Source organism: Paenibacillus sp. 2TAB26, assembly GCF_052115145.1.
In the GTDB taxonomy this organism is placed as follows: Bacteria; Bacillota; Bacilli; order Paenibacillales; family Paenibacillaceae; genus Pristimantibacillus.
This window is the reverse complement of sequence record NZ_JBFRGC010000002.1, coordinates 329,186-355,593: the sequence shown is the minus strand read 5'-3', so window position 1 is coordinate 355,593 and position 26,408 is coordinate 329,186. Positions and strand designations below refer to the sequence as shown.

The window sequence follows — 26,408 nt, the reverse complement described above, 5'->3', positions numbered from 1 at the left end:
TATTATAACAGCTTATTTTCCTGATCAAGATTTTGATTGATTGTATCCAAAAATGCAAAAAGCTTCACTTGATCTTCGCTGCTCAATCCCTTCATCATGAGGTGCTCCGTTTCACTGAAAAACTGATCAAAATCCAAAACAACATCTTTTCCTTTTGCTTGCATGCGTATTATTTTTTTGCGTTCATCCTTCGCATCCGTCTTCCTTTCAATAAACCCGTTTTTCTCTAGATTATGAACGATACTGCTAATGGAAGACCCTTTACGTTGAAATGCACGTTCCAAATCTTTCTGAGACACACCTTTCTCTTCATGGTGAAATACATATTCGATGAGTTTGGCTTGCTCGAACGTGATTCCATGAGCTTCAAGCTTTTTGTCCGCATAATTTTTTAGTTTGTGGCCAATCGCGCGCACTTGATACTGTAGAGTATGTTCGATTTCCATCAGCCTCCGCATAATCGTTAGATTTCTAACTAATAATAAATCACATCGATTGCTAAGTCAATCTCGTAATTGACATATGGACTGATTATCCTTATTCCAATCCGATCGTCCAATAATTCACTTCAATTTACTTATAACTTACTTCTAATTACTTAATTATTACTTCCATTTACTTAAAAAATGCGATAAACTTACTTACAAGGAGGTGTTCATCATCTATCAAGAGCAGAGATTATTAAAAATACTCGAATATTTAAAAGAACATCAAACGATGAGTGTCATGGATATTTGCACCCATCTCGGTGTATCAAGGGATACAGCTCGAAGAGATATCGTTAAATTAGTGCAAGAAGGTGTAGTCAATCGAACACATGGTGGAGTAGCCTCTCCTCAATTACAGAAGGAGCTTGCTTCCTATCAGGAACGGCTAATTGATGAGTCAGACAGCAAACTCAATATTGGTTTGGTAGCAGCAAAGCTCATTCATGATCATGAGACGGTCATATTAGACGTTTCTACAACGGTGCAGGCTATGGCCGAACAAATCTCCGCGAAAAATATTACAGCTATTACTCAGTCCATAGACATCGTAAGAATTCTCTCTGATCGAGATGATCTGCAAGTTTATGTACTCGGAGGTTATTTACACGTAAAGAACCGCTTGCTGTATGGTCCCTCCGTCATTGAAAAGCTTCGTGAAATGAGAGCTGATAAAGTGTTTATTGGCGCCACTGCGATTCAATCAGATGGGCTCTACTACCCGTTTGAAGAGGATGCTCATATCAAAAAAGAGATGGCACGCAGATCAGACCAGGTTATCGCTGTAGCTGATTTTACGAAGTTTAAAAACAAGTCGGTTTATCGTTTAGATTTTGACTATATTGATATTTTAATTACCGATCAAGAAGTGCCTAGCGAAATAGAAGAAATACTTGATCAGAAAAATATAACAGTGATTTGCTCTGAGATGAACAACAAACTCGAGGAGGAAAATAAAGATGACTTATAAAATCGTGCATAACGTTCAAATCGTTCAGCCTGATGTTATTTTGCCAGCTAGTACCGTCTGGATTAGAAATGGAATCATCGAAAAAATAGAAAATAATCATACTCCCCTTTCGCCTCTTCCAGAGGAGGAATATGAGCTTATAGATGGGAACGGGCAATGGTTAATCCCCGGCATGATCGATGTGCATATACATGGTGCTAATGGGTTCGATATGATGGATGGAAGCGAAGCGAGTATTCAAGAGGTTTCTCGTGCATGTGCTGCAACGGGCTGCACCTCGTTTCTTGCTACATCAGTAAGCTCTACAATGGATGAATTATTAGCTATGATTCGTAGTGTAAAACGTGTCGTTGGGCTTGAGGTCGGCGCCAAAATTGCTGGACTTCATTTAGAGGGACCTTATCTGAATCCGAAGCGCAAAGGGATGCAAAATGAAAAGTATTTACGTCATCCGCATCTTGGTGAGATGAAGCGAATTTTTGAAGAAGCAGATGGACTTATTAAAATGGTAACGATAGCCCCAGAATTACCCGGTGGAATGGAACTCCTCTCTTATTTGAAAGAAATGGAAGTTATCATTGCTGTCGCACATTCTGATGCAACGTATGAGGAAGCTAAGTTAGCATTTGATGCTGGAGCTAGCCATGTTACACATTGCTTTAATGGCATGCGGCCGATTCATCATCGAGATCCCGGGCTCGTCGCTGCTGCTTTTGAAGCAGATCATGTGAGTATTCAAGCCATTGTCGATGGTGTCCACCTTCATCCTGCTATTGTTCGTTTGATGCATCGCATTAAAGGACCCGAAAACATGGTACTGATCACAGATGCATTACAAGCTATGGGTTTAGGAGATGGCAGCTATCTCTTTGGCGGCCATCAAGTAACAGTAACCAATGGCGTTGCACAGCTAGCGGATGGAACATTAGCCTCTAGTGTAGTTACAATGAATGAAGCACTCCGCTTCACGACCGAAACCGGTATTTCCATGCTCGACGCTATTCAAATGGCCTCAACGACTCCTGCACGAATATTAGGAATGGATCATATGACAGGTACAATCAAAACAGGATTAGATGCCGATCTTGTTTTGATGAATGAAGATTTCCAAGTAGAATGGACCATGATTAAAGGTAATGTTATCTGAATGTACGGAGGTTGAGAAACCATCTTTTACAATAACAAGAAATGAAGAAAACACTCTCTTAATGTAATTACTCTACTATAAAATAGTAAACTTACTTTAGGAGGGAATTTATGAAACTTGTTAAAAAGAACGGAATTAAGGCCGCGATTGTAGGTACAGCAGCTACTGCCCTTCTGATTACGAGCATTATCAGTACACAATCGCCTAATCAAGTTGAAGCAGCTACTACAAAAACGAAAAATGTCATTTTGTTTATTGGCGATGGGATGGGAACGGCTCAACGTGATGCTATCCGACTTGCTACCGTCGGCTTAAAAGGCAATCTCGCTATGGATTCAATGCCTTACGTAGGTTTGCTGCACACGAGCTCTACTGTTCCTGTAACCGATTCAGCTGCATCAGCTACGGCATATGCCAGCGGTGTGAAAACGTACAATGGTGCAATTGGAATGGATGCCAATAAAGTAAAAGTAAAAACGATCATGGAATACGCCAAGGAATCTGGAAAATCAACTGGAATTGTAACTACAAGTCAAGTAACTGATGCAACGGGAGCTGCTTTCGGCGCACATGTTGATGATCGTTCTAAACAAAGTGAGATCGCTTTGCAGCTATTGACACAAAGCAAAGTTGACGTCATTCTCGGTGGAGGCGAAGATTTCTGGTATCCAGCTGGAGAGCCTGGTAAATTCCCAGATGAGCCGATCGAAGATCCTTCTGAAAAAAGCAAAGGAACACAAGGAAATCTCGTAAATAAAGCAAAACAATTAGGGTACAGTTACGTTTCAAGCAAAACAGAAATGCAAAAAGTGAAAAAAGGCAAGCTGCTTGGTCTGTTCGCTAATGAAGAAATGTTCCAACAAAAACCTGAAGGCGAAGGCGATATTTATAACCCCGTTGTATCTCTAGCAGAGATGACAAAAAAAGCGATAGATACGCTCGCTACAAATAATAAAGGCTTTTTCCTAATGGTTGAGGAAGAAGGAACGGATGAGTTTGCTCACCAAAACAATGCCAAAATGACGATCAAAGCCGGTCAAGAATTAGATAAATCCGTTCAAGTCGCCAAAGATTTTGCCAAGAAAAACCCGAATACACTTGTCCTCGTATTAGCCGATCATGAAACTGGCGGCTTCTCCATCGAAGAAGTGAATGCTGATGATGAGTCCGGCGACGGAATTTCCAAAGAAGATGGTCCTTTCGCCGTTGCTAACAGCAAATTTAATTTTGTTGTGGATTGGACAACATCAGGCCATACTGCCGTAGATATTCCGATTACAGCTATGGGTCCAAATGCTGAGTTGTTTACAGGAATCTACGAAAATACAGATGTATTTCATAAACTTATGCAAGCTTTAGGACTTAAAATTAAAAAATAACAACGAATTGGCTCCCCATAACAACGGAATACAACACAAATCAGAAATGCCGCCAGATCACTGGCGGCATTTCTCACAATTGTATGACATTAGTTTGTGCACCCGCAAAGCCACTGGGCGTTATGCCTACAGCGGCTTTAAATGAACGACTAAATAAATAGATGCTGGAGTAACCAACATTTTCAGAAATTTCTGTCACGGTATACTTCCCTTCCATGATCAGTAATTTTGCATGCTCAATTCTAATATGCGTTACATATTTATGAATGGATATCCCAAGCTGCTGCTTAAACAAATGAGATAAATGATTCGTAGACACCCCGACATATTTACTTATAGAAACATTATTTAATTCAGGATCTTGATAGCTGTCATGGATGTAATGGATTGCTCTTTCAATGAATGCCCAGCCTTTAGTCAATTTCCCTTCATTGCGATCCGTTTGATTTTTAAAAAATAAATATAACAGCTCCAAGCAGATTGATTTTGTTAATAAAAAATGTCCAGCTCTTTTCTCCTGAAAATGTTTGTGAAGCTGCAAAAACTTCTTTTTCAGCTCGATCCTGTCTGCCAACTGTATGTGTGAAATGGGAATAATGGATGATAACTGCATTTCCTTATCTGCAGTATAAGTATTATGAATTTTGGAAGCTGTTGTGAAATCCAATAAACTTCTTTCCTCATCATAATACAGATCAAAATGAAAAATATATTGAATTAATGGTTGATCAGAGATCGATCGAATAATGTGCGGCATAAAAGGATGCATCAACAGCACATCGCCTTCTTGAGCAATATATTTTACACCGCTCAAGAAAAACTCAGCTTCACCTTGTTCGATATAGGTAAACACATGATCGTGATCCATCCATTCACCGGCTAAGGATGAAGTCGTCATCATTCTCACCACCCTTACGAAAGGCGATATGCTGTTCATCCAAGACTCATCCATTGCTTTCACCCCTGCTATCGAAACGCTTCTATCACTCCTCCCATTATAAATGAAGCATATTAAAATTACTCATAATTAAATCTGTTAATCCGCTAGAATAGATCATTCAGCTGTTATCCGATTAAGACCAGTCAAACAATACACCATTATATAGATCTTTATTAACTCTTAGTCCCTCGTACGCTTCTTGTGCTTGCTCCGGCTTAATCACATGACTAATTAATGGTTCGATCTGCAGCCTATTTTGTTTCATAAGATCAAATACAATTTCTGAATTTCTAACTAATGAGTGTTTAACAAATTCATTAGGTTCAACTGGATAACGCCACTCATGCGCGCCTTTAAACGTAATACAGCCTCGGCCATAAAGATGACAATAGTTTAATATATCAGTAACATCTGTGTTGTACTCTCCGCGAGGACTTCCCAAGAAAATGATTTCGCCAAGCTTAGCAATCCACTTCAAACTGTCAACTCCGACAGCAGGTACGCCAGTTGCCTCAATATGTGTGGATACACCAGCACCCTTGGTTAACATTGATATCCGTTGCTTTATATCATCTACTCCACCATCAACCGTGTAATCCACGCTACATGCCTCGGCAGTCCGAATTCTTTCTTTTGATAAATCGACTCCAATAACCGTAGCTCCCTGAAGCCGAGCTAGCTGAGCAGCCAAATTACCGACTAATCCAAGCCCAGTCACACTTACAAAGTCACCAATTTCAATTTCAGAAACGCGTACCGATGTGAAGGCAACCGTAGCCATACGGGTAAATGGCACCCATTTTAAATCCAGATTTTCAGGAACTTGAATACATAGCTCATTCGTGTTAACAACTTGATATTTGCTATGCTGTCCATAATGAAACACGATATCGCCTGGCTGCAAATCTTTAACGCCTTCACCTGTCTCCAATACTTTGCTTACGCTTGCATATCCCGGACATAGCGGAAGCTTAGCCCATTCTTCTTTACCCGTTAACATTGCTAGTTCAGTTCCTGGGCTAATGAGGGAATATATCAATTGCACAAATATTTCATTTTCATTCAATTTTTTTAGAGTGTAATTCTCTTTAACCGTCTCAACTTGTAAGGGTCTCACGAACATGACTTTTGTATTTTCCATCGAAATCACTCCTCTGTAAATGCTTTCCCTATTAATATAAGACTTTGTGATGTCGATGTCTTTGCTCGCTTAAACGATTTTTTATCTAAAACACCGAAAATAATATGAGCTGCTATGTTTGTATTCTATAAGGCTATTATCATACCAGTACAACCATCCAATCACTTCGCTCTAGCAATACATAATTTATAGTGTAGTCAAAACACAGGGGGTGAATGTTTGATGGGAAATATCGGTTTTATTCTAGTTCTGTTCATTTTGTTGGTTATTATCGCTACTCACTGCCGTGACCGCGCTTAGAACAAAAACTGTATAGATAACAAACCCTGTTCTGTCATACGTCGAATGAATAAAACCATAACAGCACCTGCCACAATGTATGCTCATTTAACCTATAACATCTCATAGTAAAAAAGAGAAAGTCCATGCCATGAGCTTTCTCTTTTCTTACAAACCGCTTATTGGGCTAATATCCTTACAGAACAAACGTCCAATCATACCGTACCATACGCACATAAACTACAGTGTACTTTAAACATTGGAGGTGAATGTTTGATGGGTGGATTTGTTGGTGGTGCTAATCACAGTGTTGGTATTATCCTGGTTCTGTTCATTTTGTTGGTCATTATAGCTTGTAGTTGCGGCATCTTTGGCGGCGGCTGTGGCTACTAATCAGAATGCTTAATGCCTTCCATCTATTCAGACAGTGAATATTTTCTTAAATAGCATGACCACAAAAAGCCCATTGAATGGGCTTTTTGTGTTTTTCTCCTCATCGAACGAGGATATGTTGCATTTGTGATTGTATAAAAAGAATCATGTTTACTTAAAAATATGTGTCCCTCGGAGAAAACTCAAACAAATTCAAAATTGGGGATAGAGTAAGTGGGATTTTCACTCAAAGCTGGATTACGGGTGAGCCGACACAACAAAACTGGGTAAGTACACTAGGCAGTCCGTTGAATGGATTGCTCGCTGAATTTGTTGTGCTGCCAGAAGAAGGGGTAGTTCATGTACCTGAAGGGGCACTGGTATTAGGCGGTCGGATGCCTTCAATCGATCAATTCCAAATTCACCGTTAATTTCGTATACCTTGAACCAAAAAGTGCATAAGGAGGACCTTAAATGAAAACATCATCTCCAGCTAAAAGCGTTCAACCCGACATTTCGATATCTGAATGCTCTTACAGTAAAGTACTTGAAATCATTGCAAACAAATGGTCAGCATTGGTCATTTATGCATTGGAAGACGGTATTATTCGATACGGAGATATTAGCAGACGGATTGATGGAATTTCCAAAAAATGCTAACACAAACCTTGCGGCAATTGGAACGTGACGGCTTGGTTCAGCGAGATATGACTCCGTCTGTTCCACCAATCGTTGAGTATTCGCTCACCAAGTTGGGCGAGTCTTTGCTCGAGCCACTGAGTGCCTTGAAGCAGTGGACAAGAACAAATTATTCTCTTGTTGAATTGGCTAGATCATCATTTGATCAAGCTAACGAAAAGGAATAATACAAAACAAAAAAACACCAACTGAGCGTTAGTGTCCTTAGGAGTGATTTTCACCCGCAGCTTTGGAGTTCAGAGCGCCAATTGTTACGTCGCCAAAAAGAATATCAGGCTGATTAATAAGAGCCCTGCAAATAGCTGCTCTTTGTAGCTGGCCATCTGAAACCTGCGTAATATCACGATCAGCTAACTCTCCTATTCCTGTTCTCTTCATTAGCTCAGCTGCTCTCTTATTGATCGTGCTTCGACTGCTTTTTTTTGCCCGATAAGCAGACAGGATGATGTTATCCTGGATACTCAAGTTTTTCATAAGATGCATCTGCTGAAAAATAAATCCCGTTTGATTTAGACGCAAACTTGCTAACTCATTTTCAGAAAGACCAGTGATTTCCTGCCCATTAAAGGCAACACTTCCTCCAGACATTTTGTCCATGCCGCTGATGGTATAGAGAAATTTAGATTTTCCAGAGCCGGATGGCCCCATAATGGCTACGAATTCACCCTACCGAATTTGCAAATGAATGTCTTTTAAAACCGATTGCTGAGTTCTATGTCCTGTCAAATAATCTTCACTTAATCCCTTCGCTTCCAAAATTGACAACTGATCATCCCCTCTCATTTGGCTATCTGTTCAGAAATGCTAAACTTATTCATGAAAAGAGTACTCACTAATGTGGTCATGGCGATAATCATCATTACTACGATCGGCAGAAGTATATAAGTAGACAGAGGATTGCTTTCAAGCTGAATTTTTGATGCCCCCAACATAGACCCTAATAATTGCACTTGATTTTGTCCGATTATGCTAGCTGCTTTAACTCCAACGATAATTCCAAAACCAGCGATCAGCAGTATTCTTACCAAATACTGAATTCGAATATCTCTTATCGTAAAACCAATGCTTTTCATAATAGCAATTTGAATAGAATCCTTGGCAAACAGCATTTTCATAAACAAAGAGGTTATTAGTATCAAAATCGATATAGAAATCGTAACAGCCAATAGGATGACTATCTTTAGCTGCTTGATCGTATTTCCTAAAGTCTGGGATAAATAAGTTTCCAGATGAGTCACTTTAGCAGGATAAAATGTATTCGTGTATTGATCCATCTTCTCGCCGACCGAATATCAGGTTTCACATCCATTGCTACGACATACCACAACACCGTCTTAGGATCAAAAGGCATCCTTGCTTTTGCTGTTCGGCCTCCATTTGTTATATCCTGATAAATACCGCTAACCGTCATGTTTATTTCTTTCCCATCATTCAATAAAACCAGCGAATCGCCAACCTTTTTATTAAGCTCCTTGGCATTCAAATCAGACTTATGCCTCCATTTCATCGACTGACCGTCGGTCAATAATAATTATTGTGAATGTCCAAATAATGTAAATGATTAATTTTATCCCATCTGGTTAGTAAATCAATTCTTCATAATGTGCTATATTATAGCTGATCAGCTTTTTTCAAGATGACATCACAACGGAATTATAGGTTCCATTAACAAATAAAATCAAATCGCCAATAGCACCAATAGCAAAAAATATGAAATAATAACTTGCTGTAGTAATTTCCTTATTAAATAGCTCTTTAAATGCCTTTACGAATAAATGATTAAACTTAAACCAACTTAATATCCAAGCGATTATAAGAAAACTTACGATCAACATATGCAGCCCCCGCTCTAGAAAAATAATTTGTATTGTTAGATTTAGCATAAAAGCTTACAATCTGCTATCATCACAGTATGGAATAAGAAAGGAACAAAATAATGTCTCATATGGCTCCTCAAAATCAGGAATTAAAAATACTGTGTCCAGTAGATTGCGGAAACGCGCCTAGAAAATCGATTCTTAAATCATTTAATATTGCTTTTGCTCAAAAGGATATGCCTTTTATTGCGGATCAAATTACAGATGATGTGCAATGGAACATTGTCGGTTCATTTCCCGCTATACACGGAAAAAATGAATTTCTCGAAGCACTCACTCAAATGAATATAAGCAAGACCATCGAATTACAAATTACAAATATCGTCACACACGGAAACACGGCAGCAACGAATGGAGTTATAAAACTTGAGAACGACAAAAGTTATGCTTTTTGTACTATGTATGTGTTTAGCAGCGCCTCCAAACAAGCAAAAATAAAAGAAATGACCTCATATGTAATTGAAGTATCATAAACTCTAAGAGAAACTTTCCAACGGCTTCACAAGTTTTCTCCAGTTCTCAGGTAATCCATTATCATGATCAGCATAAATGACCTGTACATATTGATTAAGATTAATAACTTGGTCTTTGAACAGCAGCTCATGTATTTCAGAAGCTTTCACAGGAACCGTGTTATTCCGTTTTTTCTGGAATTCATCTAAAGAAAGAAACATCTCTAAACTTTTCTTATACTTGCAGCTCTTTGGAAACCTTGGTGAACTCCCCGAATCGTATTTGGACAATTTAACGGCCGAATAATGATCCATCAATAATGGAAATGCTTCGAACTGTAAAATAACAAATGCTTCATCCTGTTCTCTTCGTTTGTATGTATCCAACATTTTGCGACAATCCTTTAATGTGGGCCAAAAGAACACATGTTGATCAAGATAAGCCCGAAATTGTTCATGTGTACAATTCGCATCCATCATACTCTCAACAATCCTTAAATGCGCATTAATGACAACCGTATGTTCAAAATATTTAACTTCTTTGACCTCTGATCGCCGCTCGCCGATATGAAATGGATAAAGATGTTTGCTCGACCAAAGTGCATTATGATGTACGATCGCAGGCAAGTTCCTTACTCGTGTAAAATGGTAAAGGCTTTTCCTGCCTTTTGATTTTGTTATCGCTGAAACGATCGCTTTCTTATCCACTATGCCCCCACCTTCTGCCCATATGATTTCACGAATCCGATTGAATCATTCCCATCATTAGAATAAGAACATAGATACAAAAAAAAGGTTGCCGATGGCGACCTTTTTTAAGAACCAAATTTATTATGAAAATCAATTGATTAATATCGAATTTTTAGCTAGTTATACTTTCATCCGCTGCAAACGAAGTGCATTTAACACAACGGATACGGAGCTAAGTGCCATAGCAGCGCCAGCGACCCATGGGGCTAACAATCCGATTGCTGCAATAGGAATACCCAACGAGTTGTAAGCCAGCGCCCAAAATAGATTTTGTCTAATATTGCCCATCGTTTTACGGCTCATAAAGATGGCATCCGGGATGCTATTCAGATCACCGCGCATTAGTGTAATATCAGCAGCCTCCATCGCAACATCTGTACCTGTACCAATAGCCATTCCAATGTCCGCCATTGCTAAGGCCGGTGCATCATTTATCCCATCACCAACCATCGCTACTTTTTTGCCTTGTGCTTGTAATTTTTTCACTTCTTCAGCTTTACCTTCTGGAAGTACTTCTGCCAGCACATGATCAATGCCAACTTGCCGTGCGATAGCTTGGGCAGTACGTTCATTGTCACCAGTAATCATAACGACTTGAATCCCCATTTGCTTCAAACGAGAAACGGCTTCTTTCGAAGTCTCCTTAATGGTGTCAGCAACAGCTACCATGCCTGCATATTGACCATCAATCGCGAACAACATCGTTGTTTTTCCTGCTTGCTCTAGGTTGGACATTTGTTCAAAAGCATGCTCTGCTTGAATATTATATTTCCCCATCAGCTTCCGAGTTCCGGCTAAAATCTCTTTGCCATCCACAATTGCCCGAATACCATACCCAGGAATCGCTTCAAATTCATCAGCGTTTGGAAGCTCAATGTCTTTAGCCAATATGCCAGATACAATTGCTTCCGCAAGCGGATGCTCTGAATTTTTCTCAGCAGCGCCGACGAGACGCAAGAAAGCATCTTCATCCATCGACTCCACAAATACATCCGTTAATTCGGGTTTGCCTTTAGTCACCGTTCCTGTTTTATCCAAAATAATTGCATCAATTTTATGCGTTGATTCGAGATGCTCGCCGCCTTTAAAGAGAACTCCGAGCTCTGCAGCACGACCAGAACCTGCCATAATCGACGTAGGTGTTGCGAGACCGAGAGCACACGGACATGCGATGACAAGAATCGCGATCGCAATCTCTAAAGCATTAGCGAAATCGCCAGGACTTATCCAGAAGTACCATACAACAAAAGCTGCAAGTGCGATTCCAACAACAATCGGTACAAAGATACCTGAGATAACATCAGCAACACGCTGAATTGGTGCTTTTGAACCCTGCGCTTCTTCTACAACTTTAATAATTTGTGCTAAAGCCGTTTCTTTGCCGACCTTTGTCGCTTTCACTTTCAACCGACCATTTTTGTTAATCGTCGCTCCGATTACATGGTCGCCAATTTTTTTATCCACTGGAATGCTTTCTCCAGTCAGCATGGACTCATCCACCGCTGATGTACCTTCGATGACTTTACCATCCACCGGAACCTTCTCACCCGGTTTTACCAGCACAAAGTCTCCAGTAAGCACTTCCTCGACAGGAATCGTTAGCTCTTGACCATCACGAATGACTAACGCCGTCTTGGCTTGCAATCCCATTAGTGTCTTGATTGCTTCAGAAGTACGCCCTTTCGCCAAACCTTCAAATAATTTACCGAGAATAACGAGTGTAATTAAAACTGCGCTTGTTTCATAATACATGGATGGACTGTGGTGCATATTTCCAGACATCGTTGCCCAATCTATTGTCAGGTATAGGCTATAAAAGTAAGCAGCTGACGTGCCTAGAGCTACCAGAACATCCATATTGGCACTATTGTTGCGTAGTGCTTTGTAGGCTCCAACATAAAAATGTTTTCCGACATAAAATTGAACCGGAGTGGCAAGTGCAAGCTGAAACCAAGGATTCATAAAAATTTCTGGCATCCAAATCCATGATGTAAATGAAAAATGAGTCACCATGGACCAAAGCAGCGGCAGCGACAAGATGGCAGATATGAGAAGCTTGCGCTTTTGTTGTTTAATTTCTTTTTGACGATGCTCAGACGGATCGCCAACCTCTTGTTTTGGCACTGCTTTGTACCCGAGTTTCTCGACTCGTTTTTGCATATCTGACAAAGTTACATCTGAAGGATTGAATTCTACATGAGCAGTTTCTATTGCGAAATTAACGGTAGCATTCGTGATACCAGGCAGTTTATTCAATGCTTTCTCGATTTTAAGTGCACAAGCTGCGCAAGTCATCCCAACTAGCTGCAAATCAACGCTTTCTTTAGCAGTGCTGTACCCAAGCTTCTGTATGCTTTGTTCCATATTTGCAATGTTTGTTTTGCTTGGATCATAAATAACGGTAGCGCGTTCCATTGCAAAATTTACATTCGCTTCCGAAACACCTTCAAGCTTATTTAATCCTTTCTCAATCCTATTCGCGCAAGCTGCACAAGTCATTCCAATAATTTGCAGGGAAGTTTGCTTCGTATCTGAGCTAGTCGCTTCCATGATGATCACCTCTTTTTTTCTCGATTAATGAACTTCATATCCTTGTTCTTCTATGGTTTCCTTGATCGTTTCAAGTGTTAGCTTACTTTCGTCGAACACAACTTGAACCGATTCACTCGCCAGATCCACTTTTCCTTGTGCACCTATCGTCTTTAATGCTCCTTCGATGGAATTAACACAGTGATTACAAGACATTCCTTCAACATTTAATGTTACATTTTTCATTGTTCATATCTCCTTTATGTGAATCATTTATTTTTATCTTCGTATTGAAAATACAATGTTTAAGAAGTTTATTGCTCTTTCTCATAAACACACTATACCCCCCTACCGTATATTGTGTCAATCATTTTCTCTATTTTCTTTCTATATTGTGTCATTGAACATTTGCTTACTCCTTCTGAAACAGAGAAATTTGCACAAAATGCATAGTATGTTATCCATTTCGATTAATTCATTTAAAAGTTAAACTGGAAGAAATCAATAAAACGCTTCTAATCTAAGCACCATGATGTAATGCCAAACCCTGGCTGCTTTAAACCTTTTGCAATATCCTCTTTCGATGGCTTCCATTTGTTCACGATAACATCATGAGCTGATGGCTTAGGCGCCTGCGGTGTCATCCAAAATAAAATAGCAGTCATGAAACCAACCTTACCGTCCGCTGCGACGATTTCAGATTGCTAAGAAGGACAATTTTGTCTCCATAAATAATAGAGCTGAACAAGCCGTAGTTGAAATTCCAACTCAACATGATCGGTCCACGTCCATAATAACGTTTGCCCGTTACGCCCGGATAGAGAGCACTGCTTGCTTCATCCACGAAAGCGGATTCATTTACACCCGTTCTTCCAGCAATATTTTCATTCCAGAACAGTCCCCACTTCAGTTCACCGCCAGGTGCTGTAGCCCAGCCTCCGCCAGTCTCATGTGCAAGTTTGGCAAGAAATGCGGCGAGCTCACGCTTACGATCTTTCTTAAAACCCTCCTTGAGGAATGTGCCAAAATCGATGATAACCGTTTCAATTTCTTTCTTCAAATTGTCTGGCGAATTAAACTCGGCCGAACGGGAGATCAATGTCTCGATTCTAGCATCCTTATCCAATCTATGTATTTCCTGAGCGCTGTTGTCTCCTTTGCGTGTGCTAACCTTTAACTTATGATTTGACACCTCAGTTACAGCAGCGATCAAATGATCATAAGAGAAATAATCAGATTGGTCTTCTTTAAAATACTCCTTGCCTTTAGCTACTTTATACCATTCAGGAGAACCTAAGCGGTTTGGAAACAGTTCTTCGTATATTTTTTGAGGAAGAACTGCTTTAACCGCGTCTACAGCTTTTTCAGGCGTATATTCTAGATCAATTCCATCCCATGCCCTTTCAATCTCCTTTAATGATAAAAAATGGTTTTCACCAACCGCAAGTGTGCTTCCTTTGTAAGGAATAGCATTATGAATCGATTGTAAATAGTTCTTGCCTCCTGTACGAAAATGATTTCGTTGATTATTTATGATAATTATTTTAAAACAGCTTGATTTTTCAAGTGTTCTGTCAGATTAAATCTTTGTCATGGATAAAAAAGTTGGCTTCAGGAAACATTAATCGACGAAAGCGATCAAAGATTTTTCACATGCAATTCATAAAGAAACAAACGAATTTAAAAACAATAGTTGGAGGTTCTTATGACTTACCTGTATAGCTTCGCGCTTTTATTTGGAGGATTGTTTGTAGTTAATTTTATTTTTTCTTATCAAGGGAAACATATTGAGCCCCAATTTTGGTCAACTTTAAAGTTTCAATTGCTAATGTTACCCTTCTTTTTAATGGCTAATTTATCTATTGGTTATGGTGTAAAGTATGGTCTCAAATCTTCCGGGAATCTTAGCTTTACTTTAGTAGCCGCTAAGTGTTTGGAAATTTTGATTTCGTTAATTATGGGGTACTTGTTTCTAAAAGAATTCCCCAATTGGAAAAACTGGGTTGGCTTAGTGATTATCGTTATTGGGCTGTTCCTTGTTAAACAAAAGTAGCCACTTCCATAAAAAAGAAAAATTTATGACTTCAATAACAGGAAAATGGGGTTTTCTGTCGAATTGTAATGACGTCTATGGAAGAGGAGGAGATTTTCATCAAACAATTTATGATCGGGCAATACGGAGGATTCGATGACCGTAAATATGAAAAGGATTTTAGAGATAGTTTTTACGGGATTGAAGCATGTTTGTTCCATACCCATGAAGATTATTTAAAGCTTGTTGAAGAAGCAAAAAAAAGAGGGTTTCATATCGGAGTACATTTTCCTATGCGAGCTAATGCTTCAAGACTAAGAGATGCATTAATTTTATCCTTAGATGATAAGATTAGAACTGACGCATTCAACAATATCGAAGAAGAGCTGAATTATTTAGCAACAGCCCCACTTGATTATATTTTGTTCCATTATCCTAAACCAGTCCTATTGGATGACAGCGTCAACTGGGATACATGGAAATTTACGAATAGCACGGAATACATTTTAGAAAGCAATTATTGTTTTGAGCAATTTGTTGAAAAAAGCGAATACCTTTTCAACTGGCTTACGGAAAAAAGCGAGCAATATCATTTCACCCCATTACTGGAGTTTGACGCACTAAATAAGTATATCTATGATACGGATTTCTTGGAAAATTTGCTTTTAAAGTACCCGAAAATTAAGCTGTGCCTGGATACGGCAAGACTATTTCATCAAGAGAGGTTAGATCCTTCGTTAGATGCAAGAAAAATATTTAGAAAGTATACGAAATATGCTGCTTCGATTCATTTGTCAAACATGCAAATTAACGATACCATTCAAAATAGACATCATCCGGCACTCCCCGAACTCAGTCCCGTTGAGGGATGGGCACCGATAGAAGATTATTTGAACATTATTAGAGAAGAAAATAATAAAGTAAGGATCATGTTCGAGCACAGGTCTGATCGTATTAGCGAACAACAATTAGAAAGCTGTTATTTATGGGTAGACAGCATTCTCAATAAATAAGATTCACCTATAAGCTGCCATACTAATTAGAGGCAGCTTTTTCATTTCCTTATGGAATGACATATGTACGCAAATTGAAAACCTGACTAGAAGCCATCGTTATTTTCAGCATCTGCCGTGAAATTTCTTCCTCGGTTTGCCGCATGCCATTTTGCAGCCAGTATTTATATATTCCTATAGCCCCTCCAACAATCCAGTTCACAAGCAGGTCCGATTCAATTTCCGGATTCTGCTGCCCCATCCGGCGTACTAATTGAAGCAAAGATTCAAACATTTGATCATGAAGTCGATCCGAGAAGTTAAGAACGCCATTTCCAAGCAGCATGATGCTATAGAAATCGGAATGTTTTTTTATATGACCAACGGATAGCCTGATCGTCTTCATATATTCAATGGACGGTCGCTTTGACGCTGGAAATTCTGTAACGCCTTCAATAATATCGGCGTATTCAGTTAGCACGTCTTCAATAAGCTCCATAAGGAGCTCATCTTTCGTTGAGAAATGATCATAGTAGGTAACGCGGTTTACACCCGCTATTTCTGTAACTTCTTTAATTTTTATTTGGTTATAGCTTTTGACAGCCATCAGTGATAACAGCGCTTCTTTGAGAAATGTACGGGTGCGGACACCACGTACATCTAAGGTATTGTACACTTTTGTCATTTGCTCAGCCCCTCGTTCATTCACATGCTTGTTGAACTAATTTATACCTTAAACGACATTTTGACTCGAAATGTCATAGTAATAATCACTTAACTTGTTATCCTAAGTATATACGACAGGACGTCGTCAAATAAAGAAAGAACCAATCTGCCTAGTCGAGAGGATGATACAAATGAAATTACAAGGAAAAACAGCCGTAATCACAGGCGCAGCGTCAGGTATGGGCAAGGAAATGGCATTATTATTCGCACAAGAAGGTGCTCAAGTAGTTGTAGCCGATATTAATGAAGCGGCAGTAACTTCTGTTGTTGAGGAAATTAATTCATCTGGTGGACAAGCCAAAGGCGTAGTTACAAACGTTACAAAGGAAGAAGACGTTGCTCGAATGATTGACACTGCAGTAAATGATTTTGGCAAACTTGATATATTAGTAAATAATGCAGGTATTATGGATCAAATGCTGCCCGCAGAATCCGTTACCGATGAAATGTGGAACAGAGTAATGGACATTAACGTGACTGGTCCTATGAGAGCTATTCGCAAAGCTATTCCCCTCATGTCGAAGCAAGGCCATGGCGTCATTATTAACACAGCCTCTGTCGGCGGTCTATTTGGTTCACGCGCAGGCATTGCTTACACGGCTTCCAAGCATGCTGTTGTTGGCATTACCAAAAATGTAGGGTTCCAATATGGCAAGCTCGGCATTCGATGTAATGCTATCGCGCCTGGCGCTGTTGCTACAAACATTGGTGCAGGTATGACACATGCTGATCCATTTGGTATCGAACAAGCTATGGCTGGTATGTCCTTACAACGCGGAGAAGCGGCAGATCCGAAACAAATTGCGAGCGTTGCTTTATTTCTAGCTTCAGATGATTCTAGCTTTATCAACGGCACTGTAGTTACCGCAGATGGCGGTTGGTCAGCATACTAAAACACTTAATGAACAGCAAAGGAGCCATCACTTGTGATGGCTCCTTATTTTGTTATTAACGATAGATATGAAGATTACGAAATTATGTTTACTCTAGTACACCTTAGTTAAACCCAGGAAAATCAGATAAATCGGATAGTCGGATAAAAAATAGTACAAATGATAAAACACCTACGAGGATGATCGGGAAAGTTTGTTTGAAAGAATCTTTTACACGTACATGAGTTAATGTACCTCCGATAGCTGTAATGCCAAGCAATAACGCGCCAGCTGCTGCCCAGCTGTGCTCCCAGTATCCAATAATTAAAGCAATGGCAGCGATTAATTCAACAACACCCGTTACAACTCGGAACCATTGCGGCAAGCCCCATTGTTTAAAGCCGTCAACGTGCATCTTCGACCCCGATACTTTACCGAATCCCGCCATCAAAAACATCAAACCTAATAGTCCCTGCAATACCAACGCTAATATTTCCATTGTAGACTCTCCTTTTTTTCTCGGTTAATGCAACCTATGAAGGCACATTATAAAACAGACTATTCTTTTCAAATATTTAATGCTTACTGTTGTTATTTCCGATTTAGGTCATACCCCCATAATCTTCAAAGTTAACTGTGCTTGTAATAAGCACATATAATACAAAAATAAAAGTGCAGTTTTAACTGCAACTCATTTAAGCACATTATAATTCGTTTCAAAACGTTTGACTAGTACTTTGTTGAAAAAATTAAACGACAAAAAAATCTACACGCTCCATCACATCATTAATAGTATACTGACGAAGGTAATCAATCGTTTTTTGCTCAGCTTCAAACAGAATTTTTTCCAGCTCTACGTCCAGTTTATGGCCTGTTTCTCCACAATTACCATCACCTTCTGGTTCAGCTGTACATGTATTTACTGCCGCGTAAATGTCGCCTAATGTAATTTCATTCGCCGTTTTTCTTAAAATATATCCGCCTTCTCTACCGCCCTTTGACTCCACAATGCCGGCTGCCGCTAATGCTTGCATAACTCTTCTCATAAAAGTTGCATGCGAATTCACCTGATTTGCAATCATCGCACTTGATAAGATGCTGCCGCTCTGCGCTAACCAGACAATGGAATGAACCGCTATTTTAAATCTAGGAGGTCCGATATTAACTCCACGATTTGCAGTACTCATATCAATCACTCCTTCAGCCACTTATGTGGCTTAAACATCATATTATGAATTGTATTTCTATTAAGCACATTATAAAGTAATGCATTTTCATGTTCAAGTTTGTCACCCCCAAGACAGTCATACTTCTTTTTCGCTTCTGTCTAACTTATAACTAGGCTTATGACATGATTCATTTAGCTAGGTAACAAACACCCAATCAACAAATACCCATCCAGCATAAATTACACAGTACACAGAACGTAAGGAGGTGCATTGAAAAATGTCTGGTCACGTTGGTGGAGCTTTCTCGAGCTTAGGGATCATCTTAGTCCTCTTTATTCTCTTGGTGATTATCGCTTGCAGTTGCGGATTTGGCGGAGTTGGCGGATACGGTGGATATGGTGGAGTTGGCGGAGTTGGCACTGGTCATGGTAAAGGATACTAAAAAGAAGGTCTAACCCGTATCGGTGCGAGTATATAGACGTTTATATTATCCACAAGGACCATTTCGTGGGCCTTGTGGTCTTCCTTTTTTCCATTACATAAATCAATAATAATAAGGAATTAATTCCATTTTATTAGTCTGCTGTAGCCTTTTATCATGTACAATAAAAGAAATACCGATCAACTATTTTTAACTTTCTTAATTCCTTCATTTAATCGCGAATACACAAATAAGGGGCTGATCCTTGTGGTATTGTTTGTTATCCTATTTGTCATCATTGCATTCCTTAATATCTTCTTCCCTAAGTTCGGTTGGTACATGAGATACGGCTGGATGGTTAAAGGAAATTCAGAACCTAGCGATGCTTACATACTAATGAGCCGGATAAGCAGTATCATCATTCTTATTGTTTTTCTATTTGTCATCCTGCCTAATCTTTTCTAAAATAACATCTTAAATTTTCAAAAAAAATTTGATTCCAGACCATCTAATGATACAATTGGAATGAAAATATTGGAGCAATAATGAGCCAATAATCATGAAGGAGTGAATAAAATGGCAGTTGATGTTTATTTGAATTTCAATGGGAATTGTCGTGAAGCGGTCGAATATTATGCGCAAGTGTTTGGGGCTGAAATTACAAATTTCACTACTTTCAGCGATATTCCACCAAACCCAGAATATCCCCTTCCTGAGGAAGCAAAAAACTTAGTCATGCACGCTCGCTTAAACATTTTAGGCAGCAATGTTATGTTTTCTGATGTATTCCCTGGAATGCCCTTTATTGAAGGAAACAATATAAGCCTTTCGATCGTCAGCAAAGATAAAGATGAAGTAACATCACTATTTCATAAGCTGAAGGAAAACGGTACGGTTCTAATGGAACTCCAAGAAACGTTCTGGAGCAAATGCTACGGCCAAGTAAAGGACAAGCTTGGCATCTTGTGGCAACTGAACGTTGAAGATGAGGCAGATAACGGTTAACAAACATTAAGGTTAAAAAGGATCGGGGTCTATTCTTTTCATAAGAATAGTACCCTATCCTTTTTTTTCGTTCTAACACTGTACTTATTTTAATGCTTTTGCCATCGCATCAAGCTTCATAATTGTTTTCCAGTTTCGAGCTGTAGCTGGCAGTAAATTTTGAAATTTTTTGGGCAGCTTGGAATCAAGAATACTGTTTCGATAAAGCACATAAATTTCTTTGCCGCTTATGTAATATTCATCATTGCCTAGGTCTACATCAGGCAAATTATTAATTTGTTCTTGTGTAGGCGCCTCTTTTAGTAAAGTGAGATGTATACTCTGACCTTCGGTCAACTCAGCCGCATTGAATGGTGATTTATCAATAATGCTTACAAGTTCATCCGACGTCCTCAGTATTACAGCGATATTAAATCCAAACACTTCACTAATCTGCTTCTCAATTGTCTCTTCTAGTTTGTTTGCATTCTCGTTTGATTCGAAAATGACATTCCCGCTGTTAATATACGTCTGCACACGTGCAAAGCCAAGCTCCTCAAACATTCGTTTAAGCTCAGCCATTTTTATCATATTATTGCCGCCAACATTAATTCCTCGTAAAAGCGCAAAATAAATGCTCATCTACAAACATCCTTTCTTTCAACTGCTGATGTTATTTGACATTTATAGTATAACTGATTTCACCATATATCAAGTACGCCATTATTCGTCAAACAATCCTATAAATCGTTCCTACCGTTTGACATACTTTTCTGATAAAATCGTATATTCTTGTCTTGTTCTTATGCGAGCATACACGCTAATATGACAATTATTTTTATAAAGAAAGAGGAGATGAACCATGTTGATCAAAAAGAAAAATGATATTGCATTTATTTTAGAAAACTTCAAGCAACTAGCCCAGTGGGATGCAACCGGTCAAAAATTTTATTTTGTATTCGCAGATCGCAAACGTGGAGGACAATGGACTCTAATGAATAACAGTGAGGATCGATTCAGCGTACATGGATTAGGTGAAGATTACATGGATGAGCAGGAGCATTTCTTTGATGAGTCAAGCCAAATTCACTCATTCTTATGGGAAAATCGTGCTGCTTTTAATGCCGCCTTAAAACCTGCCACGATGTGCAGCTAGACGTAGATTAACATAAATAACACAAAACACACCTTTTTAAGCGTGTGTTTTGTGTATTGATTCTATAGATTATTTCTTAAAGCTCAGCCGCTGCTGAAGCAGCGCAGCAAGCTCCCCCGCATCATCCCATATCATTGGCCTAATGGACTCCGGCTGAACGCACAGCTCGTCCTCCTGTGTGCTATTCATCGTCCACACGACCTCAACATTTGCGCCAAGCGCATACCCAGCTGCAAAATAAACCTCCGGTGAATGGCTTGTAATATCCGCAATGATAAGCTTGCTTTCAGCTAGCTTCGTTATGGAATAATTTTCATTGCCGCCTGTATCTGATTGTTGAAACATAAACGGCAAATAACCAAACTGCTCTAATTTCGGAAATACATGCTCAAACCATTCCGCTCGCAATGGCTGATTGTCTGGGAGCAGCACACCGCAGGTTTTCAACTTCCTTCCCCCTGCTCTTGCTGCTGCTTCGTTCCATCCCTTCTCCGTAAGCTTAAAAGTAATCCCTTCTCTAACAATCAATTGAGCTTCCCTTAGTTTCTCCACAATGTACACGAGCTCTTGCAGGTTTGGAGAATAAGTTAAATTAAAATTTTGCGAAAGCGGCTGAATGACGATCGGTTGTCCAGGATCATCGGAATGACGATATAAATATTGAAGAAGCCGTGCTTCTTTATCTTCAATTGTTAGCGGAATATGTGGTGCTTTCTCAATCGTTTCCAAGTCATCAATTGTAAGAGTAATCTTTTCACCACAATCTAATTGTTCTCTAATGTACCCCGATATAATGGGAAAACGTTTATTTTTTATAGGATAGGACAATGAGTTAATAGCAAGGTAACTATCTCTTAATAAACTGTAATAACTTCCCGGTGCGCAGTTGCAGCCCAAATAGCGCTCATACTCACCTTTTTGTTCGATGGGTACGATCTCAGAACAGAATAAGCAGCGTTTCTTTTCCATGATCATATAACCTCCCTGTTTACATATCTTTCGCATATCTTATATGAATTCAGGGGCATAACGTCATTAATATTTATTAATATGGCTGGTAATATTTTCTGATCATCCATTTCACTGCTTTTCCCATTCTAATCATCATGCCTATTTCCGCACTTATTCTGCTTGCATGCTGCGCATCGTTCAGTACGATCCTCCGAGTAATTAGCTTGTTCACGATTTCGAATCATGCGGTATAATGCCTCAGATTCCCCATTCCAACAATCAATTTCACGATAAATGTCCACAAGTGGTGGCGGCGATTCTTTTTCATATGACCACTCACTAAATATTTCGGTTTCTCGCCTATCTAACTGATATTCATGATTACCTTGTGATAAAGAATGCGAGTAGCCGCTAATTTTCACAATAACATGAAGGATCAACGCAGAAATAAGCATAACCATTCCGGATTTCACATTATCCGTCAAGCATAGCACCAGAATGGAGAACAAAATTGCGGGAAAAATAAAAAGAAGCGAAAAGAGATTTAAGATCAGCTTCAAAAATAAAGTCCCTGCATTATGCATCGCATGCTCCTTTGAACGAATTTTTGCTCGTTATAGGATATGCGGCAACAGGTTATCCTTATTTTCAAAACAATTTACCACCTTGAATAAGAAAAACTGCTGTAATCAATTACAGCAGCTTAGTGAAACCAATTATGCGTTTACCAGTCCGAACCCCAAGCAGATTCGTAACCTTTATTAATGGAATGCTGTGGGACTGATTTGGATTGCGTTTCTTTAAAAGCATAATCTGTTCCCATGTAGTTGGCAAAATGCTTACTCTCTTGTCTTCGTATACGTCTTGCCTCTTTCCTATCTGGTGCAGTAGAGAACAATAGCCGCTCTTCATCTGATTCGGCTAATACGCCAGGCACTACTGTTGGTTTATCGTCATCACCTAATGCAACAAACGTCAGGAATGAGGTAGCGCACACCTTGCGACCGCCTGTAAGCAAATCCTCCGTCACTACTCGGACAAACACCTCCATAGACGTTTTATGTGACCAAGTAACGAAAGCTGATAAGCTTACTGCATCGCCTTTTCTTACTGGATGAAGAAAATCAACGGAGTCCGTAGAAGCCGTAACGACGGGACGACGAGCATGCTTCGTTGCGGCTATCGTAGCCACATCATCTATATATGCCATAAGCTTTCCACCAAAAATCGTTCCGTGATGATTGGTATCTGGCGGCAGAACAATCGATTCCTTAATGGTTAGTGATGCTGATGCTGGTCTTGATGATAAAGGGACAACTAATTTTTCTAATACGTTCATGGTAACACCTTTTTTCTTCATAAAATTTTTCGATAACGCTAAGTTTACACCCATCTTATATATAGGTAAAATACATATATCGCATAGTTTTCATTCCTTTTCACTATAGGTGCTCATAAAGCAGATTATCAATTGATTCCTGCTCTAAAGCTGAAGGAGCAATATAAATGGATCTTAAACATTTAAATTATTTTGTCGCGGTTGCTGAAGCGGGCAGCTTCACACAAGCCGCACGCAAGCTGCATGTAACCCAGCCCTCATTATCAAAAATGGTACGGTTGCTTGAAGAGGATCTTGGTGCACAGCTGATAGATCGCTCCTCCAAGCAGATCGAATTGACGGATGCTGGCCTATCGATTCTCCGTTCAGCGAAACAGATTATACAATCCTTTGAGGATATGTCGAGTGAACTTGAGGAAGTTGTAAAATTAAAAAAAGGAACGCTGCGCTTAGGCATTCCTCCCATGGTAGGCGGATATTTTTTACCGCTCATTATTGAGAAATTTTTGTCTCATTATCCTCAAATTCGATTGCATGTCATTGAACAAGGCGGGAAAAGCTTGGAACAAGATATTCTCCATGGAGAACTGGATTTCAGTATGGTCATTCTTCCCGTTAAGGACGTGGAACGGTATCATGTCCTTCCCTGCATCAACGAGAATTTACGCCTTGTTGTTCATGCTGAACACAAGCTTGCTGGTCAGAGCATGATTGAGATGAAGCAGCTAGAATCAGAGCCATTTATTATGTTTCGCAAAGATTTTACGATCCATCATTTAATTAAAGAACATTGTGAAGCAGCAGGCTTCGAGCCCAAAATCGTGTTTGAGAGCTCGCAATGGGACTTCATGACGGAAATGATTGCAGCAAAATACGGTGTAACGCTTTTGCCTGAGGGCATATGCAGGCAGCTGGACAAAAAACGTTTTGCTTCGGTTTCCGTTGTTCAGCCTGTAATCCCATGGCAATTGTCGATGATATGGCGCAAAGACAAGTACTTATCCTTCGCTTCGCGCGAATGGATTCGTTTTATAGAAGCAGAGCTTCAGAAGAAATAAGAAAAAAAGTTCGCAGGGTATTCACTGCGAACTTTTTTATGCTTTTTCGATTTGATTGCCTTTCCATGAGAACTGCCTTACTTCGGTTGGTGTCTTCCCCATCTGCTTTTTAACCATCCTTGCAAAATGGAAAGTTGATTTAAAACCGCATCTAATTGCAATCTCAGTAATGGATAAACCAGTATGGGTTAAATATTCAACAGCCTTTAACACCCGATAATGCCACAGGTACTTAATCGGAGTCGTTTTTTCGCTCATTCGAAACAATCGAACAAGATGTTCTGGCGAGACACCTGCATGCTCCGCGAGCATAGTCAAAGTTATCTCCTCGTGGTAAGTACTATGAATCAGACTTTTCGCTGTTAGAATAGACGGATGAATTTCCTCAAGTGCTCGAGTCCGCGACATTTCAGAGACATATAACAGGATCGCCGACATACCCAAGCTGCGAAGCAGATCACTTTCGGATGGATGAGCATATTGCACTGAAAGCATTAAATCTGTTAATCGATTCATCTCCTCCGAGATGCGCTGACATAGCGGAAGTTCCTCGAAGTACTCTTTTTCCGTCTCAGATAAGTCCTCAATATGAATAGATATCCAGCGATGCCAGGTTTCACCCTTCCTCCAGAATGTAAACTGTTCATGGTGCCCTGGCTTTAGCAGCACGACAGACCCAGGCGTTATCTCATGAAACTCATCATCAATCTCAATGCTCATCTCGCCCGAATGCAGCAGTACGAGCTGTATATCCTCTTGTACACGAGGACCATAACGACCGTTAGCCGGATAAATAACTGTGCCTGCGTAAGCCGATCTGATTCTGTTGATCGATACAGTATTAGCCATTAAATCAACGCATATTTCTCGCGCAGATCTTCACGCAATGTAACTGCTGAATCCTCACGAATGTAATGACAAACATAAGAACGACGCCAGCGGTCAGTGCTCCGATTACGGTTAGAGGAATGAATTAACAGCTCATGGAAGAAAAGAATATCTCCTTTTTCCATAATAACAGGAATCTGTTGATTTAAATCGATGCCCTCTGTCTCGTCCGTCCATTCTTCATGCTCATCGATATTTTTCACTTTGCCATGCGGCAGAAGCCCAAGCTTATGCGTGCCAGGAATAACCCATAAGCAGCCGTTTTGTACATCTACCTGCTCTTCCATCGCAATCCAAGCGGCAACCATGGTCATTGGATCGTTTTTGATATAGTAGTAGTCCTGATGCGCAGCTTGACCAGGCGAACCCGGCTCTTTATAGAAGAACATACTTTGTACGCAAACGGCCTCCTTTTTCATCACCTGAGCTAGAGCACCCCTAACGATCGGAAGCTTCATCACTTGTCGCGAGAAGCTGTCATGCTGGTGCGGGTTGAATAGACGAGTAGAATAGCGTGCTTTCTCGGAGGTGCGTGCCCAATCCGGCGTTTCATCAAGCGGCGTAGAACGCAGTTCATAAATATGTCTATTAAAAGCATCGATTAAATCCGCACTGCAGCCTTTTTTGATAATAACAAATCCGTCTTTATGATATTGCTCCAGTTGTTCGTTAGATAGCGGCTTTAAAAGTTCGCTTTGTGTTGTAAGCATAATGATAATCCCCTCTCCATTATTCGAGTGTGATTGACGCTGCTTGCAGATGTTTTGCTATACTTGTATATTACTGCGCCAATCCATCTT

General features: G+C 39.7%; 32 protein-coding genes and 2 pseudogenes. 14 read left to right on the top strand and 20 right to left on the bottom strand.

Translation table 11 applies throughout. From position 1 onward, the window contains the following. Positions 1-2: 2 nt before the first annotated feature. Complete coding sequence (locus tag AB4Z50_RS03085; RefSeq protein ID WP_441875528.1) at positions 3-458, bottom strand: MarR family winged helix-turn-helix transcriptional regulator; 456 nt, start codon at positions 456-458, stop codon at positions 3-5. 193 nt (positions 459-651) lie between these two features. Between AB4Z50_RS03085 and AB4Z50_RS03080 the strand changes: the two genes are divergently transcribed. From AB4Z50_RS03080 to AB4Z50_RS03070, 3 genes are all read left to right on the top strand, one after another. Continuing rightward, positions 652-1,455: a DeoR/GlpR family DNA-binding transcription regulator gene (locus AB4Z50_RS03080; protein WP_441875525.1), complete on the top strand. Its 804-nt coding sequence runs from the start codon at positions 652-654 to the stop codon at positions 1,453-1,455. Continuing rightward, entirely contained in the window at positions 1,445-2,602 is a 1,158-nt protein-coding gene (gene nagA / locus AB4Z50_RS03075; protein ID WP_441875522.1) for an N-acetylglucosamine-6-phosphate deacetylase, read from the top strand. The genes AB4Z50_RS03080 and nagA overlap by 11 nt, the downstream gene beginning before the upstream one ends. A gap of 110 nt (positions 2,603-2,712) precedes the next feature. Beyond that, entirely contained in the window at positions 2,713-3,981 is a 1,269-nt protein-coding gene (locus tag AB4Z50_RS03070; RefSeq protein WP_441875519.1) for an alkaline phosphatase, read from the top strand. A 73-nt stretch (positions 3,982-4,054) separates the two neighbouring features. On the opposite strand, the gene AB4Z50_RS03065 is transcribed toward AB4Z50_RS03070, so the two are convergent. Together AB4Z50_RS03065 and AB4Z50_RS03060 are read right to left on the bottom strand one after the other, a co-directional pair. Next, positions 4,055-4,933, bottom strand: coding sequence for an AraC family transcriptional regulator (locus AB4Z50_RS03065; RefSeq protein WP_441875516.1), 879 nt, complete (start codon positions 4,931-4,933; stop codon positions 4,055-4,057). Between the two features lie 121 nt (positions 4,934-5,054). Beyond that, positions 5,055-6,062 (bottom strand): zinc-dependent alcohol dehydrogenase, encoded by a 1,008-nt coding sequence (locus tag AB4Z50_RS03060; protein ID WP_441875513.1) that lies wholly within the window; start codon positions 6,060-6,062, stop codon positions 5,055-5,057. Positions 6,063-6,898: 836 nt separating this feature from the next. Between AB4Z50_RS03060 and AB4Z50_RS03055 the strand changes: the two genes are divergently transcribed. Then, positions 6,899-7,144 (top strand): alcohol dehydrogenase catalytic domain-containing protein, encoded by a 246-nt coding sequence (locus AB4Z50_RS03055; RefSeq protein ID WP_441875510.1) that lies wholly within the window; start codon positions 6,899-6,901, stop codon positions 7,142-7,144. Between the two features lie 43 nt (positions 7,145-7,187). Next, positions 7,188-7,579: pseudogene (locus tag AB4Z50_RS03050) on the top strand (winged helix-turn-helix transcriptional regulator). Between the two features lie 37 nt (positions 7,580-7,616). Here AB4Z50_RS03050 and AB4Z50_RS03045 read toward each other — a convergent pair. The 3 genes and pseudogenes from AB4Z50_RS03045 to AB4Z50_RS03035 form a co-directional block, all read right to left on the bottom strand. Next, positions 7,617-8,066: pseudogene (locus AB4Z50_RS03045) on the bottom strand (ABC transporter ATP-binding protein); the annotation flags it as partial. A 125-nt stretch (positions 8,067-8,191) separates the two neighbouring features. After that, positions 8,192-8,686, bottom strand: coding sequence for an FtsX-like permease family protein (locus AB4Z50_RS03040; RefSeq protein WP_441875507.1), 495 nt, complete (start codon positions 8,684-8,686; stop codon positions 8,192-8,194). Then, a complete protein-coding gene (locus AB4Z50_RS03035) occupies positions 8,647-8,919 on the bottom strand; it encodes a hypothetical protein (RefSeq protein WP_441875504.1) in 273 nt (90 codons plus the stop codon). The genes AB4Z50_RS03040 and AB4Z50_RS03035 overlap by 40 nt, the downstream gene beginning before the upstream one ends. 429 nt (positions 8,920-9,348) lie before the next feature. Here AB4Z50_RS03035 and AB4Z50_RS03030 point away from each other — a divergent pair, with 429 nt between their 5' ends. Beyond that, positions 9,349-9,762 (top strand): nuclear transport factor 2 family protein, encoded by a 414-nt coding sequence (locus AB4Z50_RS03030; protein WP_441875501.1) that lies wholly within the window; start codon positions 9,349-9,351, stop codon positions 9,760-9,762. 3 nt (positions 9,763-9,765) lie between these two features. Here the strand turns inward: AB4Z50_RS03030 and AB4Z50_RS03025 are convergent, their stop codons facing one another. From AB4Z50_RS03025 to AB4Z50_RS03005, 5 genes are all read right to left on the bottom strand, one after another. Beyond that, positions 9,766-10,449 carry a DUF7002 family protein gene (locus AB4Z50_RS03025; RefSeq protein WP_441875498.1) on the bottom strand — a complete coding sequence of 228 codons (684 nt, stop codon included), beginning with the start codon at positions 10,447-10,449 and terminating at the stop codon, positions 9,766-9,768. 162 nt (positions 10,450-10,611) lie between these two features. Further along, positions 10,612-13,041 (bottom strand): heavy metal translocating P-type ATPase, encoded by a 2,430-nt coding sequence (locus AB4Z50_RS03020; protein WP_441875495.1) that lies wholly within the window; start codon positions 13,039-13,041, stop codon positions 10,612-10,614. Between the two features lie 24 nt (positions 13,042-13,065). After that, the gene (locus AB4Z50_RS03015; RefSeq protein WP_076265772.1) at positions 13,066-13,266 is read right to left on the bottom strand and encodes a copper ion binding protein; all 201 of its coding nucleotides are present in this window, start codon (positions 13,264-13,266) and stop codon (positions 13,066-13,068) included. A 269-nt stretch (positions 13,267-13,535) separates the two neighbouring features. Beyond that, a complete protein-coding gene (locus tag AB4Z50_RS03010; RefSeq protein WP_441875492.1) occupies positions 13,536-13,685 on the bottom strand; it encodes a glycoside hydrolase family 19 protein in 150 nt (49 codons plus the stop codon). Continuing rightward, entirely contained in the window at positions 13,682-14,212 is a 531-nt protein-coding gene (locus tag AB4Z50_RS03005; RefSeq protein ID WP_441875489.1) for a chitinase, read from the bottom strand. The genes AB4Z50_RS03010 and AB4Z50_RS03005 overlap by 4 nt, the downstream gene beginning before the upstream one ends. Before the next feature lie 513 nt (positions 14,213-14,725). On the opposite strand from AB4Z50_RS03005, the gene AB4Z50_RS03000 reads away from it, so the two are divergent. Continuing rightward, a complete protein-coding gene (locus AB4Z50_RS03000; protein ID WP_441875486.1) occupies positions 14,726-15,073 on the top strand; it encodes an EamA family transporter in 348 nt (115 codons plus the stop codon). A gap of 77 nt (positions 15,074-15,150) precedes the next feature. Then, on the top strand, positions 15,151-16,065 hold the full coding sequence (locus AB4Z50_RS02995; protein WP_441875484.1) for a sugar phosphate isomerase/epimerase: 915 nt from the start codon (positions 15,151-15,153) through the stop codon (positions 16,063-16,065). A 49-nt stretch (positions 16,066-16,114) separates the two neighbouring features. On the opposite strand, the gene AB4Z50_RS02990 is transcribed toward AB4Z50_RS02995, so the two are convergent. After that, positions 16,115-16,729 (bottom strand): TetR/AcrR family transcriptional regulator, encoded by a 615-nt coding sequence (locus tag AB4Z50_RS02990; protein WP_076265770.1) that lies wholly within the window; start codon positions 16,727-16,729, stop codon positions 16,115-16,117. 172 nt (positions 16,730-16,901) lie between these two features. Between AB4Z50_RS02990 and AB4Z50_RS02985 the strand changes: the two genes are divergently transcribed. Beyond that, on the top strand, positions 16,902-17,663 hold the full coding sequence (locus tag AB4Z50_RS02985) for an SDR family oxidoreductase (RefSeq protein WP_441875481.1): 762 nt from the start codon (positions 16,902-16,904) through the stop codon (positions 17,661-17,663). A 103-nt stretch (positions 17,664-17,766) separates the two neighbouring features. On the opposite strand, the gene AB4Z50_RS02980 is transcribed toward AB4Z50_RS02985, so the two are convergent. Beyond that, positions 17,767-18,141: a DoxX family protein gene (locus AB4Z50_RS02980; protein ID WP_441875478.1), complete on the bottom strand. Its 375-nt coding sequence runs from the start codon at positions 18,139-18,141 to the stop codon at positions 17,767-17,769. Between the two features lie 250 nt (positions 18,142-18,391). Continuing rightward, entirely contained in the window at positions 18,392-18,829 is a 438-nt protein-coding gene (locus tag AB4Z50_RS02975) for an RrF2 family transcriptional regulator (protein ID WP_441875475.1), read from the bottom strand. 259 nt (positions 18,830-19,088) lie between these two features. On the opposite strand from AB4Z50_RS02975, the gene AB4Z50_RS02970 reads away from it, so the two are divergent. The 3 genes from AB4Z50_RS02970 (at position 19,089) to AB4Z50_RS02960 (ending at position 20,237) form a co-directional block, all read left to right on the top strand. Next, complete coding sequence (locus AB4Z50_RS02970) at positions 19,089-19,253, top strand: hypothetical protein (RefSeq protein WP_441875472.1); 165 nt, start codon at positions 19,089-19,091, stop codon at positions 19,251-19,253. Between the two features lie 156 nt (positions 19,254-19,409). Then, entirely contained in the window at positions 19,410-19,697 is a 288-nt protein-coding gene (locus AB4Z50_RS02965; protein WP_441875469.1) for a DUF6199 family natural product biosynthesis protein, read from the top strand. Between the two features lie 111 nt (positions 19,698-19,808). After that, the gene (locus AB4Z50_RS02960; protein WP_441875466.1) at positions 19,809-20,237 is read left to right on the top strand and encodes a VOC family protein; all 429 of its coding nucleotides are present in this window, start codon (positions 19,809-19,811) and stop codon (positions 20,235-20,237) included. A gap of 84 nt (positions 20,238-20,321) precedes the next feature. On the opposite strand, the gene AB4Z50_RS02955 is transcribed toward AB4Z50_RS02960, so the two are convergent. Then, positions 20,322-20,858 (bottom strand): DUF1697 domain-containing protein, encoded by a 537-nt coding sequence (locus AB4Z50_RS02955; RefSeq protein WP_430058754.1) that lies wholly within the window; start codon positions 20,856-20,858, stop codon positions 20,322-20,324. 220 nt (positions 20,859-21,078) lie between these two features. Here AB4Z50_RS02955 and AB4Z50_RS02950 point away from each other — a divergent pair, with 220 nt between their 5' ends. Continuing rightward, positions 21,079-21,372, top strand: coding sequence for a hypothetical protein (locus AB4Z50_RS02950; protein WP_441875463.1), 294 nt, complete (start codon positions 21,079-21,081; stop codon positions 21,370-21,372). Between the two features lie 69 nt (positions 21,373-21,441). Here the strand turns inward: AB4Z50_RS02950 and AB4Z50_RS02945 are convergent, their stop codons facing one another. The 3 genes from AB4Z50_RS02945 to AB4Z50_RS02935 form a co-directional block, all read right to left on the bottom strand. Beyond that, entirely contained in the window at positions 21,442-22,341 is a 900-nt protein-coding gene (locus AB4Z50_RS02945) for a hypothetical protein (protein WP_441875460.1), read from the bottom strand. A gap of 128 nt (positions 22,342-22,469) precedes the next feature. Beyond that, entirely contained in the window at positions 22,470-22,907 is a 438-nt protein-coding gene (locus AB4Z50_RS02940; protein ID WP_441875457.1) for a hypothetical protein, read from the bottom strand. Between the two features lie 140 nt (positions 22,908-23,047). Beyond that, positions 23,048-23,662, bottom strand: coding sequence for an acyl-CoA thioesterase (locus AB4Z50_RS02935; RefSeq protein WP_441875593.1), 615 nt, complete (start codon positions 23,660-23,662; stop codon positions 23,048-23,050). 167 nt (positions 23,663-23,829) lie between these two features. On the opposite strand from AB4Z50_RS02935, the gene AB4Z50_RS02930 reads away from it, so the two are divergent. Beyond that, positions 23,830-24,720 carry a LysR family transcriptional regulator gene (locus tag AB4Z50_RS02930; protein WP_441875454.1) on the top strand — a complete coding sequence of 297 codons (891 nt, stop codon included), beginning with the start codon at positions 23,830-23,832 and terminating at the stop codon, positions 24,718-24,720. Between the two features lie 36 nt (positions 24,721-24,756). Here the strand turns inward: AB4Z50_RS02930 and AB4Z50_RS02925 are convergent, their stop codons facing one another. Further along, a complete protein-coding gene (locus AB4Z50_RS02925; RefSeq protein ID WP_441875451.1) occupies positions 24,757-25,569 on the bottom strand; it encodes a helix-turn-helix domain-containing protein in 813 nt (270 codons plus the stop codon). Continuing rightward, the gene (locus tag AB4Z50_RS02920; protein WP_441875448.1) at positions 25,569-26,318 is read right to left on the bottom strand and encodes a phytanoyl-CoA dioxygenase family protein; all 750 of its coding nucleotides are present in this window, start codon (positions 26,316-26,318) and stop codon (positions 25,569-25,571) included. The genes AB4Z50_RS02925 and AB4Z50_RS02920 overlap by 1 nt, the downstream gene beginning before the upstream one ends. Positions 26,319-26,408 lie beyond the last annotated feature (90 nt).